The 18049-nt window shown below is 60.7% G+C and carries 20 protein-coding genes; 14 read left to right on the top strand and 6 right to left on the bottom strand.

The window, feature by feature from the left end; all coding sequences use genetic code 11:
- Positions 1–95 precede the first annotated feature (95 nt).
- The 6 genes from ABMC88_RS08875 to lpxK all read left to right on the top strand — a co-directional run bounded on the left by ABMC88_RS08875 (position 96) and on the right by lpxK (position 6409).
- Positions 96–1619, top strand: coding sequence for a DUF2125 domain-containing protein (locus tag ABMC88_RS08875; RefSeq protein WP_349576505.1), 1524 nt, complete (start codon positions 96–98; stop codon positions 1617–1619).
- A 117-nt stretch (positions 1620–1736) separates the two neighbouring features.
- Positions 1737–3083, top strand: a complete 1347-nt coding sequence (locus ABMC88_RS08870; RefSeq protein ID WP_349576504.1) for a TldD/PmbA family protein — start codon at positions 1737–1739, stop codon at positions 3081–3083.
- Positions 3070–3846 carry an inositol monophosphatase family protein gene (locus tag ABMC88_RS08865; protein ID WP_349576503.1) on the top strand — a complete coding sequence of 259 codons (777 nt, stop codon included), beginning with the start codon at positions 3070–3072 and terminating at the stop codon, positions 3844–3846. The genes ABMC88_RS08870 and ABMC88_RS08865 overlap by 14 nt, the downstream gene beginning before the upstream one ends.
- Positions 3847–3927: 81 nt before the next feature.
- Complete coding sequence (locus ABMC88_RS08860) at positions 3928–4170, top strand: DUF4170 domain-containing protein (RefSeq protein WP_349576502.1); 243 nt, start codon at positions 3928–3930, stop codon at positions 4168–4170.
- 17 nt (positions 4171–4187) lie between these two features.
- Positions 4188–5417, top strand: coding sequence for a 3-deoxy-D-manno-octulosonic acid transferase (locus tag ABMC88_RS08855; RefSeq protein ID WP_349576626.1), 1230 nt, complete (start codon positions 4188–4190; stop codon positions 5415–5417).
- Complete coding sequence (lpxK, locus tag ABMC88_RS08850) at positions 5417–6409, top strand: tetraacyldisaccharide 4'-kinase (RefSeq protein WP_349576501.1); 993 nt, start codon at positions 5417–5419, stop codon at positions 6407–6409. The genes ABMC88_RS08855 and lpxK overlap by 1 nt, the downstream gene beginning before the upstream one ends.
- Positions 6410–6462: 53 nt before the next feature.
- On the opposite strand, the gene ABMC88_RS08845 is transcribed toward lpxK, so the two are convergent.
- From ABMC88_RS08845 to ABMC88_RS08835, 3 genes are read right to left on the bottom strand one after another with little or no spacing between them, the layout of a single operon-like run.
- Positions 6463–7575 carry a CaiB/BaiF CoA transferase family protein gene (locus ABMC88_RS08845; RefSeq protein ID WP_349576500.1) on the bottom strand — a complete coding sequence of 371 codons (1113 nt, stop codon included), beginning with the start codon at positions 7573–7575 and terminating at the stop codon, positions 6463–6465.
- Entirely contained in the window at positions 7575–8258 is a 684-nt protein-coding gene (locus tag ABMC88_RS08840; RefSeq protein ID WP_349576499.1) for a DsbA family protein, read from the bottom strand. Before ABMC88_RS08840 ends, ABMC88_RS08845 begins: the two co-directional genes overlap by 1 nt.
- A 42-nt stretch (positions 8259–8300) precedes the next feature.
- Positions 8301–8807: a DUF721 domain-containing protein gene (locus tag ABMC88_RS08835; RefSeq protein WP_349576498.1), complete on the bottom strand. Its 507-nt coding sequence runs from the start codon at positions 8805–8807 to the stop codon at positions 8301–8303.
- Between the two features lie 136 nt (positions 8808–8943).
- Here ABMC88_RS08835 and mutY point away from each other — a divergent pair, with 136 nt between their 5' ends.
- From mutY to ABMC88_RS08820, 3 genes are read left to right on the top strand one after another with little or no spacing between them, the layout of a single operon-like run.
- Complete coding sequence (mutY, locus tag ABMC88_RS08830; protein ID WP_439655592.1) at positions 8944–10023, top strand: A/G-specific adenine glycosylase; 1080 nt, start codon at positions 8944–8946, stop codon at positions 10021–10023.
- A gap of 30 nt (positions 10024–10053) precedes the next feature.
- Complete coding sequence (locus ABMC88_RS08825) at positions 10054–11205, top strand: alkane 1-monooxygenase (RefSeq protein WP_349576496.1); 1152 nt, start codon at positions 10054–10056, stop codon at positions 11203–11205.
- 60 nt (positions 11206–11265) lie between these two features.
- On the top strand, positions 11266–11688 hold the full coding sequence (locus ABMC88_RS08820; protein WP_349576495.1) for a response regulator: 423 nt from the start codon (positions 11266–11268) through the stop codon (positions 11686–11688).
- Between the two features lie 163 nt (positions 11689–11851).
- On the opposite strand, the gene ABMC88_RS08815 is transcribed toward ABMC88_RS08820, so the two are convergent.
- The 3 genes from ABMC88_RS08815 to ABMC88_RS08805 all read right to left on the bottom strand — a co-directional run bounded on the left by ABMC88_RS08815 (position 11852) and on the right by ABMC88_RS08805 (position 14382).
- The gene (locus ABMC88_RS08815; protein ID WP_349576494.1) at positions 11852–12952 is read right to left on the bottom strand and encodes a site-specific DNA-methyltransferase; all 1101 of its coding nucleotides are present in this window, start codon (positions 12950–12952) and stop codon (positions 11852–11854) included.
- 115 nt (positions 12953–13067) lie between these two features.
- Positions 13068–13673: a ribonuclease HII gene (gene rnhB, locus ABMC88_RS08810; RefSeq protein ID WP_349576625.1), complete on the bottom strand. Its 606-nt coding sequence runs from the start codon at positions 13671–13673 to the stop codon at positions 13068–13070.
- A gap of 148 nt (positions 13674–13821) precedes the next feature.
- Positions 13822–14382 carry a hypothetical protein gene (locus ABMC88_RS08805; RefSeq protein ID WP_349576493.1) on the bottom strand — a complete coding sequence of 187 codons (561 nt, stop codon included), beginning with the start codon at positions 14380–14382 and terminating at the stop codon, positions 13822–13824.
- A 168-nt stretch (positions 14383–14550) separates the two neighbouring features.
- On the opposite strand from ABMC88_RS08805, the gene ABMC88_RS08800 reads away from it, so the two are divergent.
- Genes ABMC88_RS08800 through ABMC88_RS08780 form a run of 5 tightly spaced genes read left to right on the top strand, consistent with a single transcriptional unit; the run spans position 14551 to position 17976 of the window.
- Positions 14551–14841, top strand: a complete 291-nt coding sequence (locus tag ABMC88_RS08800; protein WP_349576492.1) for a hypothetical protein — start codon at positions 14551–14553, stop codon at positions 14839–14841.
- Between the two features lies 1 nt (position 14842).
- Entirely contained in the window at positions 14843–15517 is a 675-nt protein-coding gene (locus ABMC88_RS08795; RefSeq protein WP_349576624.1) for a winged helix-turn-helix domain-containing protein, read from the top strand.
- Between the two features lie 56 nt (positions 15518–15573).
- Positions 15574–16065: a hypothetical protein gene (locus ABMC88_RS08790; protein WP_349576491.1), complete on the top strand. Its 492-nt coding sequence runs from the start codon at positions 15574–15576 to the stop codon at positions 16063–16065.
- Entirely contained in the window at positions 16019–16795 is a 777-nt protein-coding gene (locus ABMC88_RS08785; RefSeq protein ID WP_349576490.1) for an HpcH/HpaI aldolase family protein, read from the top strand. The genes ABMC88_RS08790 and ABMC88_RS08785 overlap by 47 nt, the downstream gene beginning before the upstream one ends.
- On the top strand, positions 16792–17976 hold the full coding sequence (locus ABMC88_RS08780) for an MFS transporter (protein ID WP_349576489.1): 1185 nt from the start codon (positions 16792–16794) through the stop codon (positions 17974–17976). Before ABMC88_RS08785 ends, ABMC88_RS08780 begins: the two co-directional genes overlap by 4 nt.
- Positions 17977–18049 lie beyond the last annotated feature (73 nt).

Here is an 18049-nt window from a genome sequence, read left to right as displayed (position 1 = left end):
AATCGTCGGGCCACCACCCTGCGCCTTGGCCCTCTTGACCCGACCAGCGGTATGCAGGACCTTTAGAGGATAATTTTACGTCAGGAACTTACCTAATGTCGCATTTCAACGCTTCGCTTTTTTCCTCGGTGCTTGCCGTGTCCCTTTCTGGGACTACCGCGTTTGCCGATCTGGCGCCTAGGGACGTCTGGGGCGACTGGCGCGCCTATCTGGAGGGGATGGGATACGCCGTCACCGCGACCGAAGCCACCAATGGCGACACCCTGAACATCAGCGACATCACGGTGCAGATCGCAGGCGGCCCCGACGTCGAGACGATGATCCTGCGCCTGCCGCCCTTGCAATTCGCTGAACTCAGCGGGGGGCGTGTCGAGGTTGTGATGTCTGAGACCATGCCCCTCGAGGTCGAGATTACGCCCAAAAGCACCAAACGTCTGGCCAAGGCACAGCTGACCTATACCCAAAGCGGCCACAGCATGATCGCCAGCGGTGATCCCGATGCCATCGTCTTTGACTATACCGCCGATGCGTTCAACCTGTCGCTGGGTTCGCTAAGCGTGGACGGGACGGTGTTTGACCCCGCTACGACACGGTTTTCGCTCGGCGGTACGGCCCTGCAATCGCAGACCCAAGTCACCGCCGGCGAGGTCCGCAGCTATGACCAGAACATGCAGATGGGTCAGGTGACCTATGACATCTTCTTCAAAGACCCCGCGCAGGTCGAGACGATGATGATGAAAAGCACCCTAGAAGAGGTCGTCTTTGCCGGTACCAGCGTTTTGCCCGTGCAGGAAATCGCGCAGGCGCAAAACCTCGCTCCGCTGATCGCGGCGGGCTTTGCCTTTGACGGGACGTTCTCGACCAAGGCGACCGAGACCCAGACCGAGATCACCTCGGATGAAGGGGCATCGAAATTCAAAACCGGATCGCAGAACACGCAACTGGCGGTGGCCATGGGCGCCGATGGGGTCAGCTATGATGTAACGACCCAGCAGGTGCAGGTCGGTGCGCAGCTTGCGGGGATACCGTTCCCCTTGTTTGTCGAGATGGCAAGCGCGGGCATGAAGATCAAAGCGCCGGTGATGAAATCCGATGCGCCGCAGGATATCGCCGTGGGCTTCGACCTCACCGATTTTACGATGTCCGACATTATCTGGGCGCTGTTTGATCCATCAGCGCAACTGCCCCGCGATCCGGCGACCATCGCGCTGGACCTGACCGGCAAGGCCAAAGTGCTGCTCGATGTTTTTGACCTGCAACAGGCAGCCGACGCGAAAGTCCCCGCCGAGCTGAACGCGCTCAGCATTGACCGTCTGGTTGTCGATGCCGTGGGCGCCAAGCTGGAGGCGCAGGGGGCGGCCACGTTTGACAACACCGACAAGACCACACTGCCCGGTTTTCCAAAGCCAGTGGGCGATATTACTGTGAACCTCGCGGGAGCAAACGGGTTGATGGACAAATTGGTAGCGATGGGGCTGCTGCCTGCACAACAGGTTACGGGGGCGCGGATGATGATGGGATTGTTTGCGGTGCCAGGGGATGCGCCTGATACGCTGACCTCGAAAATCGAATTCAACGAGGCGGGGCAGATTTTGGCCAACGGGCAGCGCGTTAAATAGATCGCTTCTTAGGCAAAACATAAAGGCGGCCCCGTCGCGGGCCGCTTTTCTTTTGGGCTGGACCCTTGCGGGAGCTGGGCCTCGCCGCTACCTCTGGTCCTCGATCAGGAGACATATATGACCCAATCCCTTGAGGCGCTGACCGCGCAAATGCTGGATGCTGCGCGCAGCGCAGGTGCCGACACTGCCGATGCAATTGCCGTTCGGGGGACCTCCCTGTCGGTGGATGTGCGCGGCGGCGCGTTAGAGGAAGCGCAGCGCGAGGAAGGCACTGACATCGGCCTGCGCGTGCTGATCGGGCAGCGCAGTGCGATTGTCTCGTCCTCGGACACCTCGCCCGACACGTTGGCGCAGATGGCGCAGCGTGCCGTGGCCATGGCGAACGAGGCCCCCGAAAACCCCTATGCCGGACTGGCCGACGCCGCCCAAATCACCCAAAGCTGGGATGCAGACGCGCTAGAGCTTTTTGACCCGACGCCCGAGCCAGCCCCCGCCGACCTCCAACAAGATGCCGCCGAAGCCGAGGCCGCCGCGCTGGACGTGGCAGGCATTACCCAAGTTCAATCCTCCAGCGCAGGATATGGCGCCCGCGAAGTTCATCTTGCCGGCTCCAACGGATTTTCAGGCGGATACCGCCGCAGTGATCGCGGCCTTGGCTGTGTTGCCATTGCAGGCACCGGCACGGGGATGGAGCGCGATTACGACGGCGACAGCCGCATCTTTCAAAACGATCTGCGCAGCGCGTCCGAGATTGGCACAACCGCTGCCACCCGCGCCTTGCAGCGCCTTGATGCGCGCAAACCGCCCACGGGCGCATTTCCTGTCTTATTCGATGAACGCATCGCCTCGACCCTGATCGGGCATCTGTTGGGCGCGATTAACGGCAGCGCAATTACCCGCGGTGCCTCGTTCCTGCGCGACGCCATGGGAGAGCAGGTCCTGCCCGAGGGGCTGTCCCTGATCGAAGACCCCCATCGCCCGCGCATTGGTGGAAGCCGCCCGTTTGACGCGGAATTCCTGCCCACCAAAAAGCGTGCGATTGTCGAGAACGGCGTCTTGCAGGGCTGGACGCTTGATCTGGGGACGGGGCGTCAGTTGGGCCTGCCGTCCACGGGCAATGCCGCTCGCGGGACCAGCGCGGCCCCCTCGCCCAGCAGTTGGAATGTGGCACTGACCCAAGGGACGCACAGCCGCGAAGACCTGATCCGCGATATGGGAACGGGCTTGCTTGTTACCTCGATGATCGGGTCGACGATCAACCCCAACACAGGCGATTATTCGCGCGGTGCGGCTGGGCTTTGGGTTGAGAACGGGGAAGTGACCCATGCGATCAACGAATGCACAATCGCGGGCAATCTGCGCGACATGCTGCGCGCCATGATCCCCGCCAACGACGCACGCACGCATCTTAGCCGTGTTGTGCCTTCTATTCTGGTGCCGGGGATGACCATTGCCGGCAGCTGACCTTCCCCTGCTGATTGACGCGGCGCGCATGGCAGGCCGCGTCGCCACCAGCTTTGTCGGATCAGCGGCCAAACGCTGGGACAAACCCGGCGGTGCAGGCCCCGTGACCGAGGCTGATCTGGCCGTCAACGACATGCTTGAGCAGGTCTTGCGCATGGCGCGGCCCGACTACGGTTGGCTGTCCGAAGAAACCGAGGACGACACCGACCGTTTGTCCCGCGACCGTGTGTTTATCGTTGACCCCATCGACGGCACCCGCAGTTTTACCGAAGGCGCAAACACATGGGCGCATGCCTTGGCGGTTGCCGAGAAGGGGCAAATCACCGCTGCTGTCATCTTCCTGCCCATGCGCGATCTTCTGTATACTGCATCACATGGCGGCGGCGCCTATCTGAACGGCGCGGCCATCACCGCCTCGGACGTGGACGACTTCGGCGGTGCCACGATCCTTGCCGCAACGCCCGTCATGGCCCCCGATCGCTGGAGCTGTGGCGTCTGCCCGCCGTTCAAACAAGCCTACCGCCCCTCGCTTGCCTATCGTTTGGGTCTGGTGGCGCAGGCACGGTTTGACGCGATGCTAACCCTGCGCCCCAGTTGGGAATGGGACATCGCCGCTGGTGCGCTAATCGTTGCCGAGGCGGGCGGTACCATTACCGATCAGCGCGGCGCCCCGTTGGATTTTAACCGTGTCGATCCGCGTTTGGACGGTGTGGTTGCGGGTGGTGCGGCGCTTCACCGTGCCGTGATATCAGAACTGGCTTAACCGCTTAACCGCGTGCTGCCTTGACGCGCCCTACCTGCGGCGTGCAAACACGACAGCAACACAACATAAGGACGGACCCCTATGACCCAACGCTTGCACCTTGTCTTTGGCGGCGAACTGGTAACCCCCAGCGAGAACATCTTCAAAAACGTCGATGACCTGCATGTGGTCGGCATCTTTCCCAACTATGCGGCAGCCTATGACGCATGGAAAAACGAAGCGCAGCGGACAGTGGACAACGCGCACATGCGCTACTTCATCGCGCATCTTCACCGCCTGCGGGACGAAGAAGCGGCAGCCTCCTCTACCGAAGAACTCGGCTAAGGGCACCGTGCCGCGTGATGCAGTCTCTGGGTCTTTCGGCGTATCGCGCAAACGCACGGCAGGGTGATGCACGCCTGCCAGACTTCCCGTGCGCGCGCCCCGAAGGGGAGCTTTTGTGGATCCACTGCCCCGAGGCAGACGCGTTTCTGGCGATACAGGACCTTGCCCAACGCCAGATCGCCATAAGGCCAAACCTGTCTGTTCTGATTACCGTCGCCCCCTCGACACGCGGCACAGAATGGCAGGCTGAAACCCAGCCTGACGGCATCATCCTTGCGCGGATCGGGGATGATCATCCCGACGTTGTGTCCGCCTTTGTCGGCCACTGGGCGCCTGATTGTTGTGTCTGGGCGTGGGGCGGGCTGCGGCCCAATCTTTTGCTCAAAGTGGCCGAAACCAATTGCCCCCTGTTCTTGATCGATGCGGATGTGAGCGGCTTCAACAGCAAGCGCGAGCGGTGGCTGCCCGGCGTTGTGCGCAGCCTGCTGCCCTTGTTCATGGCGGTTTTCACGCGCACGCCCGCCGCTGCGACGCGGCTGATCGAATTGGGCCTAAGCCGCGAGGACGTCGAAGTGACAACCTCCCTGCAAGCCAGCGGCGCCGTCCTTCCGTGCAACGAGTCGGACCTGGCCGATCTGTCTGCCACATGTGTCGGGCGCTCAATCTGGTTTGCCAACGGCGTGCAGCGCGAAGAGCTGAACACCGTGCTGGCCGCGCATCGGCAGGCGCTGCGGTTTTCGCACCGCTTGTTGCTTGTGCTGCGCCCTGCCGGAACGCTTGATCTGGACGAAGCGATCGCCCTGACACGCGAGCAGAATTTCCGCGTCCTCAGTTGGGATGACGGACATTTCCCCGATGAGGCCACACAGGTTCTGATCACGCAGGACGTGCGCGAAGCGGGGCTTTTCTACCGCATTGCGCCGGTATCGTTTTTGGGCGGATCGCTTGTGGCCGGACAAGAGGGTGTTGACCCGCTTGAGGCAGCCGCCCTTGGCTCGGCAATCCTGTATGGTCCCCGTGTGGGGCGCAATTTGAACAGCTATTCCCGCCTTGCAACGGCAGGGGCGGCACGCATCATCAATGACAGTGCTGCGTTGGGGATGGCGATCTCTCGGTTGACGGCACCGGATCAAGCGGCGGTTATGGCCCATGCGGGATGGGACACGGTAAGTGCGGGCGCTGCGCTGACCGACCGTATCACCGACCGTGTGCAAGACGCGCTGGATATCAAAGCGGGGATCGGCTGATGCGCGCGCCTGCCTTCTGGCATCAAAAACGCGTTGGCCTACGGGCGCGCCTGTTGCAGCCCTTGGGCATGCTTTATGCACGCGCAACGGCGCAGCGTTTGGAGAAAGGTCCGCGCTTGCGCCTGCCCGTGCCTGTGATCTGTGTCGGCAACATCAATGCAGGCGGCACTGGCAAAACACCCACCGTCATCGCGGTGGTTGAAAGGTTGCGCGACAGCTACCTTGAGCCGCATATCGTCTCACGCGGGTATGGTGGCACATTGGAAGGCCCCGTGCAGGTCGACCCCGCCCGCCACACCGCCGCGCAAGTCGGGGACGAGCCGCTGTTGCTGGCTGCCTTTGCCGAAGTGTGGGTCGCCAAGGACCGCGCTGCAGGGGCAAAAGCGGCCGTGGCAGCAGGCGCCAAAGCCGTGGTGCTGGATGACGGGCTCCAGAACCCCGCGCTGTCCTATGATCTAAGCATCGTTGTGGTGGACGCGGAAAAGGGGTTTGGCAACGGCTTGTGCCTGCCTGCGGGGCCGTTGCGGGAACCTGTCGATGTCGGGCTGGCACGGGCGGATTTGGTACTGTCGATTGGTGACGCCGCCGCTCAAAAGGTGTTTTCCGAAACGCCCCTGCCTGCGACCCTGCCGCATGTCACGGCACGGCTGGAGGCATTGCAAACAGGCATGGACTGGACCGACACGCCATTGCTGGCCTTTGCGGGCATTGGCCACCCAGAGAAGTTCTTTGCCACCCTGCGTGGGCTTGGGGCAACATTGGTTCACGCCGAACCGCTGGAGGATCACCAGCCGCTGACGGCAGCGCTGCTGAACCGGTTAGAGGCGGACGCATGGGCCAAAGGCGCGCAATTGGTCACAACAGAAAAAGACGCCGTGCGCCTGCCTGCGGCTTTCAGGTCCAAGGTGATTACGCTGCCCGTCCGGCTACAAATGGAAGCCGATAACGCCTTGTGGGACGCTTTGAAGAAGATCACCACAGCCGCGCCGTAGCCCGGAATTTTAGAAAATTCCGAGCCGATTTTTTCAAAAAATCGCACCTGGCCTCAGTCGTCTTCGCCCAGTTTCGGCGCGGCACGCTGCAGCGCCAGCTCCGCACCCGAAAACTTGAACGGAGAGTTGATGCCCGGCACACCGTCCAGTTCGATCTGCATGCCGCGGGCTTTGACCTGCGGATCGTCGAACGTATCCTCCATTGTGTTGATCGGCCCTGCGGGGACGTTGTTCGCCTCGCAATCGGCCAGCAGATCATCGCGGGTGCGCAAGCGTGTCGCCCCTTCGATCCGCGCATTCATCGCGGGGCGGTTCGCCACGCGGTCGGCGTTGCTGGCATAGTCGGGATCCGTCGCCATATCATCCAGCCCCAGCAGAACGCACAAGCGCTGGAACTGTCCGTCGTTACCTGTGGCAATGATCAGATGACCGTCCGATGTCTCGAACACCTCATAGGGGGTGAGGTTGGGGTGCGCATTGCCCAACCGCGACGGCGCGGTGCCTGTGGTCAGGTAATTCATCGCCTGATTGCCCGTGATCGCCACTGCGCAATCCAGCAGCGCCATATCGATATGCTGCCCCACGCCTGTCGTTGCCCGCTGATGCACCGCCGCCAGAATTGCCGTTGTCGAATAGATGCCCGTGAAGATGTCGGTAATCGCCATACCGTGCTTTTGCGGCTGGCCGTCCGGCTCTCCGGTGATGGACATCAGGCCAGAGATGCCTTGGATGATAAAATCGTATCCCGCACGGTGGGCATAGGGGCCCGTTTGACCGAACCCCGTGATCGAGCAATAGATCAGCTTGGGAAAACGCGCACTCAGGCTGGCGTAATCCATCCCGTATTTCGCAAGGCCGCCCGTCTTGAAATTCTCGATCAGAATGTCCGCGTCTTCGAGCAGCGCATGCATCTTGGCCTGCCCCTCTTCGCTGCGCAAATCCACCACCACCGACGCCTTGCCCCGATTCGCCGAATGAAAGTACGCGGCCGAGCGGTCTTCGTCGCGGTCAACAAAGGGCGGCCCCCACTGGCGCGTATCATCGCCTGCGGGGCTTTCGACCTTGATCACTTCAGCGCCCAGATCGGACAGGGTTTGCCCCGCCCACGGGCCCGCCAACACGCGGGCCAGCTCGATCACTTTCAAACCTGCGAGCGGGGCAGCCATCAGTCTGCCAACGCGTCGTCGATGACCTGCTTCATGTCGGCATAGCTCATGTTCGAGTATTTCTTGCCGTTGATCACAAAGCTGGGCGTGCTGTCGATGCCGTCTTCTTCGGCGTTTTGCTGGTACCATGCGACCAGCGCCTGCGCTTGGTCACCGTTTTGCAAACACGCCTCAAGCGCGTCATTGTCCAGCCCGGCCACACGCCCGATTTTGCGCAACTCTTCGACAATCGCGGCGGGTTCACCCGCACGGGTCCAAAGCGCTTGTTCCTTATACAGCAGGTCCGCAATACCAAAAAACTTGTCCGCGCCACCACAGCGCGCCACAAGCGAGGCCCAAAGGCCAAAGCGGTCAAAATAGACCTCGCGGTAGACAAACTTGATCTTGCCGGTGTCGATATAGTCGGCCTTCAGCTGCTTGAACGCCGTGTTGTGGAAGGTCGCGCAATGCGGGCAGGTGAAGGAGGCGTATTCGATAATCTCGACCGCGGACTCCGCGTTGCCCGTGACCATATCCACGATACCGGAGGTATCCACATCGCCACTGGTGCCTTGGGCATTGGCGGCACCGGGCAGCGGCGCATCGGGGAAGGCCACCGTGGTCGTGCTACGGTTGCTGGTCATATACCAGCCGCCAAGACCAAGAGCAGCAAAGGCGCCAAGGAGAATATTTCTGCGGTTCATGTCATCTATCCTTCGTCAGATTGCCAAAGCGGTTTCACACGCTCAGCGGTTATGCTTGTTCAATATGTTCTCGCCCAGCCGCGCAAGGGCATCGCGCAGGCTTTCGTCCCCGATGGGGGCAGTTGTCTCAGTAGCCCGCGCCCGCAAGGCGGGGTCTGGCGCGCGCTGTGTTTTCTTGGGGGCGTGTTCAAACGCGACGCGGCCTTCGGAAAACCCTGTGGCCGCCGTTTGCGTCACCCGCACCCGTGCGATTGCGTTATAGCCGTAGACGGCGTTGACCCGCGTGCGCAATTGCTCTTTCTGCATTTCCAACAAGGGCGCGTTCGCCCCTGTCGTCAACAACGTCAGCGTCGCGCCCATGCCGCCACGGCCATATGACACCTCAACAGGGCGCGACATAGCTGCGGCATCTTCGCCCACAACCTCGGCCCAATTGGTGAGCAGGCGCGACTGCGCAAAGCCACGGCTTTCGGATGCCTTGCGGATTTTCGCGTTCAGCAGGCTGGCTGTGCGGGCAAACCCTTTGGTCGTGGTGCGGCGGGGTGGCATTGCGGTGCGGGTGCTTTCTTTTTATGACAATGGCCAAAGGTTTGGCGCGGCGTTGCCCCTTACCTATCGCAAGACGGGGGCGCTGCAACCATGGCAAATCAGAATTGGTTCATAAAGAGTGCGTGATAAAGATAACATGCCTGTAAATTTGCTGGCGTGGTACGATACCGCCGCCCGCGAAATGCCGTGGCGCACGCCACCCGCTGCACGCAAGGCGGGGCAGATGCCCGACGCCTACGCCGTCTGGATGAGCGAGATTATGCTCCAACAGACAACCGTTGCCACGGTCAAAGACTACTTTCGCCGCTTTATCGCCCGCTGGCCCACGGTGGGCGATCTGGCGGCAGCCAAAGACGCCGATGTGATGGCCGAATGGGCGGGCCTTGGGTATTACGCCCGTGCGCGCAATCTGCTGAAATGTGCGCGGGCGGTGATGGCCGATCATGACGGCGTGTTTCCCGCCGATCATGCGGCACTGCTGAAATTGCCGGGCATCGGGCCTTATACGGCGGCCGCTGTTTCATCGATCGCGTTTGATTTGCCGCACGCGGTGCTGGACGGCAATGTCGAGCGGGTGATGGCGCGGCTGTTTGACATTCACACGCCCCTGCCCGCTGCCAAGCCTGAACTGATGGTCCGCGCCGAGGAATTGACCCCCGACACCCGCCCTGGTGACTATGCCCAAGCGGTGATGGATCTGGGCGCCACGATCTGCACGCCAAAATCGCCTGCCTGCGGGATATGCCCGTGGCGTGACCCCTGCGTGGCCCGCGCCAAAGGCACGGCCGCGGGGTTACCGAAGAAAACCCCGAAAAAGCCCAAGCCCATCCGCCATGGCACCGTCTATCTGGGGCAGCGTGCCGATGGCGCGTGGTTGCTGGAGACGCGCCCCGAAAAGGGGCTGTTGGGCGGGATGCTTGGCTGGCCCGGCTCGGACTGGGTCGATGCGGCAGAGCCGCTGCCCGACAGTACGCCGCCCGCAGTCGGGGCGTGGGACGTCGCCGCAGGCGAGGTGCGCCATACCTTTACGCATTTCCATCTGGTGCTGACTGTGGTCACCGCACAGCTGCCGCAGGACTGCACGCCCTTGCGCGGTACTTTCATGCCACGCACGCAATTCGCGCCCTCCGATTTGCCGACCGTGATGCGCAAAGCCTTTGACTTGCTCAAGGCGGACGCAACGCCACATGGCACACAGGGCGGTAGTTTGCTATGATTGCGTGACGCGCACATGCAAGAGACCGTAATGACCGACACCGCCCTGACGATCCCCCCCGCCGAGCTTTCAAAGCTGCGCCGCGCCTTGCCTTTCTGGCTGTCGCTGGGGTTGCTGCCTCTGATCTGGATCAGTGCAGTTTTCGGGGGGTGGACGATCTTTCTGGCGCCCGTTGCCACGTGGTATCTGTTCACGGCCCTTGATGCCGCAATCGGGCTGGAGACGGCCAATGCCGATCTGAGCGCGGATGACGATGACTTGTTCTGGTATACGTTGCTCACAAAAATCTGGGCCCCTTTGCAGTTCATCCTACTGCTGGGCCTGCTGTGGTATGTGCCGCAAGCCGACCACCTCAGCACGCTTGAACGGTTCGGCGTGTTCTTTGGTCTGGGCGTCGCCACAGGGACGGTCGGGATAAATTACGCCCATGAATTGATGCACCAGAAAAGCAAGCTGGAGCGGTGGTTGGCCGATGGGCTGTTGGCGATGGTGCTGTACTCGCATTTCCGCTCCGAACATCTGCTGGTGCACCACCGCTATGTCGCGACGCCGCGTGATCCTGTGACGGCGCGATTTAACGAGGGCTTCCACCGCTATTACCCGCGCGTCCTGATCGAATGCTGGCGCAGCGCCTTCGCCGCCGAGAAAGCGATGTTGGCGCGCAAAAACCTGCCGTGGACCGACAAGAGCAACCCGTTCTGGCGCTATTGGGCGCTACAGACGGCGCTGTTCGTGCTGGCCTTTGCATTGGGCGGGTGGTCTGGCGTGGGGCTGTTTGTTGTGCAGGCCGGCGTGGCGATCTGGCAGTTGGAGCTGGTCAATTATATCGAACACTACGGCCTGACCCGCAAACATCTGGGGGATGGAAAATACGAACACGTGATGCCGCGCCACAGCTGGAACGCGGCGCATAAGGCTTCGAACTGGTTGCTGATCAACCTGCAGCGCCATTCGGACCACCACTACAAACCCGACCGGCGGTTTGCCGTTTTGCAAAACTATGGCCCCGAGGACGCCCCGCAGCTGCCCTTTGGCTATCCGCTGATGACGATGTTGGCGATGATGCCGCCTTTGTGGCGGCGCGTGATGAACCCGAGGGTGCGCAAATGGCGACAGATGTATTATCCCGAAATCACGGATTGGAGGCCCTACGCAAAGGGCACGACACCGATGCCGCGCTAAGCGGTTCTTAATCCCGTCCTGCGATACGTTTGTGGTATCTTTCAAAGGTTAGGGGACTTTATGCAACCGCAAGCTACCGCCCAGATCACGCCCGATCAGACCTGTCTGATTGTCGAAGATAGTGAATTTGACCAGGCCATGATGACCCGTGTTGTCGGCCGCTCGCATGGCAAAATGCATGTTGAGGTTGCATCGACGCTGGAATCAGCAAGGGCCGCATTGGATGCGGGGCAAGTGTCGCTGATTCTGCTGGACAATAATTTGCCTGACGGCATTGGCGCGAATTTCGCGCTTGAGCTTGCCTCGGACCCGAAGCACGCAGCGACGCCCGTGATCATGGTCAGCGATTGGCCAACGCCGTTCATGTGGGAAAAGGCGGCATCGGCGGGCGTGTTGTATGTGGTGAACAAGGCCGAATTCGGTGTCCGCTATGTAGAGCAGGCGCTGCGGGGCAAACAACGCAAGCCTTTGCGGCCGAGTTGACGGTGGATGGGGGCCAGAAAAAATAGGGGTTGGCGCTGCTCTGTGCGCGAGACAAAAAAAGCCCCGCCATAAAGACGGGGCCAAGGTGAGTGTCATCATTGCGGTCCCTCATTTGGAGGGCGCAGTGACACTGGCGGTGTTCGGTAATTCGGGGGGGGGGCGATCAGGCCTGCATTTCGGATCTGATCTGTTGGCGCAGGACATCGATGGGCACACGTTTGCCTTCTTTTTTGTAGCACCAGTATGTCCAACCATTGCAGCTGGGCGCGCCTTCCAGGGCGGCACCGACCTGATGGATCGAGCCTTTGATGTCGTCGCCGATCAGCGTGCCGTCGGCGCGCACTTTGGCTTTGTGACGGTTGTTCATGGAGTAGAGGTTTTCGCCAGGGCGCAGCATGCCACGTTCAACCAGTTGGCCGAAGGGAACGCGGGGTTCGGCGCGTTTTGACGTGGTGGTCTGCAATGCTTCGTTGTCGAATTTGCGGACGGAAGCGATGCGCTTTTTGGCAACCTTGCGGTATTCTTCTTCGCGTTCGATTCCGATGAAATCACGGCCCAGCATCTTTGCAACCGCACCTGTGGTGCCTGTGCCGAAGAACGGGTCGAGGATCACATCACCAGGGTTAGTAGAGCCGACCAGCACGCGGTGCAGCAGGCTTTCGGGTTTTTGGGTGGGGTGCGCTTTGTCGCCTGCTTCGTTTTTCAGACGCTCATGGCCGTTGCAGATGGGCAGAACCCAATCGCTGCGCATCTGGATGCCTTCATTCAGCGCTTTGAGCGCTTCGTAGTTGAAGGTGTATTTGCTGCTCTCGTCTTTGCCGGCCCAGATCATCGTCTCGTGGGCATTGGTAAAGCGTTTGCCGCGGAAGTTCGGCATGGGGTTCGACTTGCGCCAGACCACGTCGTTGAGAATCCAGTAGCCTTGGTCCTGAAGAGCGGCGCCAACGCGGAAGATGTTGTGGTAGCTGCCAATGACCCAGATTGCGCCATTAGGCTTTAGCAGCCGACGTGCGGCCTTGAGCCATGCGCGGGTGAATTTGTCATAGATTGCGAAGCTGTCAAATTGATCCCAGTCGTTATCAACTGCGTCCACTTTGGAGTTGTCAGGGCGATGCAAATCGCCGCGCAACTGAAGATTGTATGGCGGATCCGCAAAGATCAAATCGACGCTGTTTTCGGGGAGTGAATTCATCACCTCGATGCAATCACCGTCGAGTATAGTATTCAGGGGAAGCGCCTGCGCCTCCAGTGTTTTTATCGTCATAACTCTGCCTCTGTCCGCGGTGCATTTTTGCACTCGTTGGTTGTTAACGAAGATGACGGCAGAGTGATTCGCGGTCAATTCGTTTTTTGAATCAGAGAATTAACTATAACGCTTGCTACAACATGTTGTGTACCGGCTTGAACGAACGTCTATGGTGTGGGGTTACCCCAAGTTTTTGCAACGCAGATATGTGGCTTTTTGATCCATATCCCATGTTCGTCTCCCAGCCGTAGCCGGGGTGCTGTTGCGCCAAGGACAACATGACATAATCCCGACATATTTTGGCCATAATTGAGGCCGCCGAAATGGACACCGAACGGGCGTCGCCCTTGATGATTGTCTGGGATGGCACCGACAACCCACGCGGTATCATGTTGCCGTCGATCAAACAGTGGTCGGGCGGCGACGCGAGCCCCTCAATCGCGCGGACCATCGCGATGTGGCTGGCGCGCAGAATGTTATGTTCGTCGATTTCCTCGACCGTGGCATGGGCGATCGACACATCCGCGACCTCCATGATCTGCGCATAAAGCGCCTCACGCTTTCTGAAGCTGAGCTTTTTACTGTCGTTCAGGCCCTCGGGAATGCGCGCGGGGTCCAAAACCACGGCGGCGGCGGTCACGGGACCGGCAAGCGGGCCGCGCCCGACCTCGTCCACACCTGCGATACGGGCATAGCCGCGGGCGTGGGCGGCGTCTTCAAATGAATAATCTGGCATCATAGGCACGGGAAAGCCCTATCTGCCCTCATGTGCAAGTGAAAAGGGAGAGACGCCCGAACGTCTCTCCCTTCCCTTCGCCCCCTGCGGCGGGACACACCGCAGGGGATTATCGGCGCAGATTTGGGGATAGTAGTGCGCCGAATTCTATTTAGCGGCGTGCCAAGCTGTAGCCAGCGCGGTTCAAGCAGCGGGCGTCAAAGCCTTTGCGCTTGCCTTGATCCGTGCGGACACCGCGAAAGCACTTTTTCGGCAGGCTGTTGATGTGGGCATAATTCCGGCGGAGGCAGGCTTGGGTAAACAGGCGGGTCCGTCCGTTGCGGGTGTCAAAGCTGCGCAGGCAGTTCTGGGGCAGCAATTTGCGCTTTACCCGCCGCGGCAGCGGTTTGGGGCTCGTGCGCGGATTGTTAGTGCTGCGGTGGGTATGGCTGCCGCGCCCGTTTGAATGGGCATGGGTTTGGGCGCCGTGGCGGTGCCGTTGCACGTGGCCCTGCGTGCGTACAGGTTCACGGTAGGCTTTGCGCGGCTCTTTGTGGCCGTCGTTGCGGTCATTCAGGATCGAGCCGATGACCGCAATGCCCAGCAGCGTGGCAACGGCGCGTGCTGCACGGTAGTCTTCGTTCGCATAGGCGGGGACAGCCCCCATTGATGTGATCGCAATTGTGGCTGCCGTCACTGTCGCAACAAAACGGGGGGGAAACGAAAAAAGCATGAGAGTCATCCTTTGACTGGGGGCGCTGCACAGGGTGTGCGGCAATGTAGGATCAACTTGGGGGCGGGGGTGCCAGACAGGCAATAACACGGCACTGTTATCCAATAGCCGCAATTCTGGCAGCGCGGTGATATTGTATATCAGTCGCGATACGCGCATGTTTGCCGGATGAAACAGATACTCCTTTCCCTTTGCACGGCCATTGCGGTCGCGCTGGCAGCACCGGCGCAGGCCGCCGATTGCTATGCCGACTACAAGGCCAAACAGGACAACCCGCTGCGGCTGCATTACGGTGTGGCCGAAATCAGCGGTCAGTGTTCAAAGGCTGCGGCCCGCGCCCAACTGGTCAAGCGGCTACAGTCACGCGGCTGGACCCTTCTTAATGTCGTCTCTGTCTTTGGGGCAGACGGGCTTGCCGAAAGGAAAGATAGTGCCGGATCAAATTTCCTACGCTTCTGATATACGCCGCAGCGGCGGGCGTTTTGTGGCACTTGGCTTTTGTGCGGTGGCGGCGCTGTTGGTCATCGGTGCTGTTGTCATGTTCTGGGCGCTGCCCGATGCCAACGCGTTCAATGCGCGGGTCGAGCGGATCTTTATCGAGAATGACACGCTCACCTCTGCATCCGAAATCAAGCTGTTGGAGATTTTGGCGCAAAGCGGCACTGCTTTCTCAGATACGCTCACCAATTACCGCGTGCTGATCGGTGTCCTGCTGATCTTTGCCGCCGCGATGCTGGTGGCTGCGGTCGTCTTCCTGACCCTGCTGATTACCATGAACCGCCGCATGGCCCAGATCGAGCGGACGGGCATTCAGGTGTCCTCCCTGCTGATCAGTCGTGAGGAGAACAAGGTTTACCTCAACAACCTTGGCTTCAAGCTGACCGATGCGGCGATGGAGACGCTGGCCGTGTTGGCCGAGGCGCGGATGGACGATGATGTCATGTCAGGTTCCGAGATCGAGGGCGTTATCTCGGGCCGCTCGGCGGCTGATTGTGACGAAGCCGCAGGGGCCACGCGGATCAAGCGGTTGCGTGACACGCTGGGCAACCAGATGGTGAGCGAGCTTTTGGTCAAGAATATCGCAAGGCGCGGCTATATGCTGGCGATTGATAAGGACGTTATTAAGGTACTCTAGCGCCTCATTTTTGCGAACCACTCGCAATTATGTCTCTGCGTTCCTATTTAGAGCAAATGAACCGACGAGAGTTTACCGCTTCACTGGGCGCTGTTGCCGCCTCGACCGTGCTGCCTTTGGGCGCGTTGCGTGCCGCGACAGCACCCGTGGCGATCCCGCCTGCGACGTATCATTGGGCGCATTTGATTGCGCGGGCACGCGGCAGTGTCTCACCCGACTTGTTGGCGCGGCAATTGCGGATCACCCCCCACGCAGCCGAGGCCGTGTTCCAATTGCTGGTGCGCGACGGTGTTATCCGTACGCCCACGGCGGCGGGCATCGCGCAGGCCGTGAAGCCGATGCAAACCACAGGCCGCACCGCCACCACCCGCGCCGCCCTGCAAAAGCGGCTGATGGCAGGGTGCGAGCATTTGCAAGACACGCGCAAAGATACGACGCCTCTGGTCAAAGATGCAAATCCAACGCTAGGGTGCGGCGACACTTTAGATAAGGAAGCGCCCCATGCCAGCCCCACAGAACCCGTTCAAGACAGCCCTCGCCAAGGGTGAGATGCAATTCGGTTGCTGGGTCGGCCTTGGCGATCCCTTCCCCGCCGAAATGATGGGTCAGGCCGGTTTCGACTGGCTGGTGATTGACGGCGAACACGGGCCGAACGACCTGCGCTCGATCACGGCACAGCTTCAGGCGATTGAAGGCACAGGTTCGCACCCCGTTGTGCGCCTGCCTGTGAGCGAGACATATATGTTGAAGCAGATGCTGGACGCGGGGGCGCAGACCGTGCTGATCCCGATGGTAGAAAGCGCAGATCAAGCGCGGCAGCTGGTGCGTGACGTAACCTTCCCGCCGCATGGTGACCGTGGCGTGGGCTTTGCGCTGGGGCGTGCGTCGAAATTCAACACCATCACGGATTACGGCACCACCGCAGATGCCGAAGTCTGCCTGCTGGTGCAAGTCGAAAACCGCCGCGGCATCGCTGCGCTGGATGACATTCTGCAAGTCGAAGGGGTGCACGGCGTGTTTATCGGCCCTGCCGATTTGGCCGCCGATATGGGCCATATGGGCAACGCCGACCACCCGGAAGTACAGACCGCGATCATGGATGCCATTGCCCGCATCCGTGCCGCAGGCAAAGCACCGGGGATCCTGTCGATGCAGGACAAGATGACCAATGACGCCATCGCGGCAGGCGCTCAATTCGTCGCCGTTGGGGCCGACGTTCTGCTGTTGGGCAACGCCGCGCGCGCGCTTGCGAAAAAGTGGCAGGCGACCAAGGGATGAACACCGGCATTGCCCTGCTGGCCTTCGCCTATGTGCTGAGCCAGTTTTTCCGCGCCTTCCTTGCCGTGCTTAGTCCGTTTTTGGGGCCGGACATCGGTGCCACGCCCGAAGACCTCGCCTTTGCTTCGGGGCTGTGGTTCATCGCGTTTGCCGCGATGCAACCGCCGATTGGCTGGGCGCTCGATACCGTTGGACCGCGCAAAACGGCGGCGGCGCTGCTGTTGTTGGGCGGTGGCGGCGGGGCGGCGGTTTTCGCACTTGCGACCGCGCCTGTGCATATCTCCATCGCGATGGCGCTGATTGGCGTGGGCTGTGCGCCTGTGCTGATGGCCAGCTACTATATCTTTGCGCTTGAACACCCGCCTGCCCGCTTTGCCACGCTTGCCGCAATGATGGTGGTGATCGGGATGTTGGGCAATCTGGTTGCCTCCTACCCTATGGCCATCGCGGCCGAGACGATGGGCTGGCGCATGGCGCTTTGGGGCTTGGGCGCGATCACTGCCGCAACGGCGTTTGGTATCCTCGCCCTTGTGCGCGACCCCGCCAAGGTCGTATCGGACAGCAAAGGCAGCTTTGCCGAAGTCCTCAAAATCCGGGCACTTTGGTTCATATTCCCACTGATGCTGGTCAGCTATGCCGAGGTCGGCGCGCTGCGCGGTCTGTGGGTCGGCCCGTACCTGACCGAGGTCTTCAACGCCGAGCCGCGCATTATCGGGCAGGCAACATTGGCAATGGGCGTTGCGATGGTTCTGGGGCCGCTGGCCTACGGGCCGCTTGACCGTATGTTCAACACCCGCAAATGGGTGATCGTTATCGGGAGTGGCATCGTGCTGGGTGCAACGGTCGTCTTGTCCCTGACGGCCAGCCAATCGGTTTTGTGGGTCACCGCCTTCCTTTGCATCCTCGCTTTCTTCGGCTCGACCTATCCTGCGATCATGTCGCACGGGCGCAGCTTTTTGCCGCCACATCTGGTCGGGCGCGGCGTTACCATGCTGAACCTGTGTTCCATCGGAGGGGTGGGAATCGCCCAATTCGTCACTGGCCGCCTCTATACCACCACAGCCCAAGGCGGCGGCGCATCGCGCCCGTTCGAGGCAATCTTGCTGTTCTTCGCACTCATCCTTGCGGTGGGTTTGGTGATCTATTTGTTCTCTCGCGATACAAAACCAAACGCGGCGTAGCCTGCGACCCTTCCCAAGGACCACAAAGCCGTATAACAGGCCCGCACCATCAATCATATATTTTGGAGTAAAC

This window comes from Sulfitobacter aquimarinus, from assembly GCF_040149565.1.
GTDB lineage: Bacteria > Pseudomonadota > Alphaproteobacteria > Rhodobacterales > Rhodobacteraceae > Sulfitobacter > Sulfitobacter aquimarinus.
The sequence above is the reverse complement of the archived record's forward strand: the minus strand, read 5'-3'. Positions and strand labels throughout refer to the sequence as shown.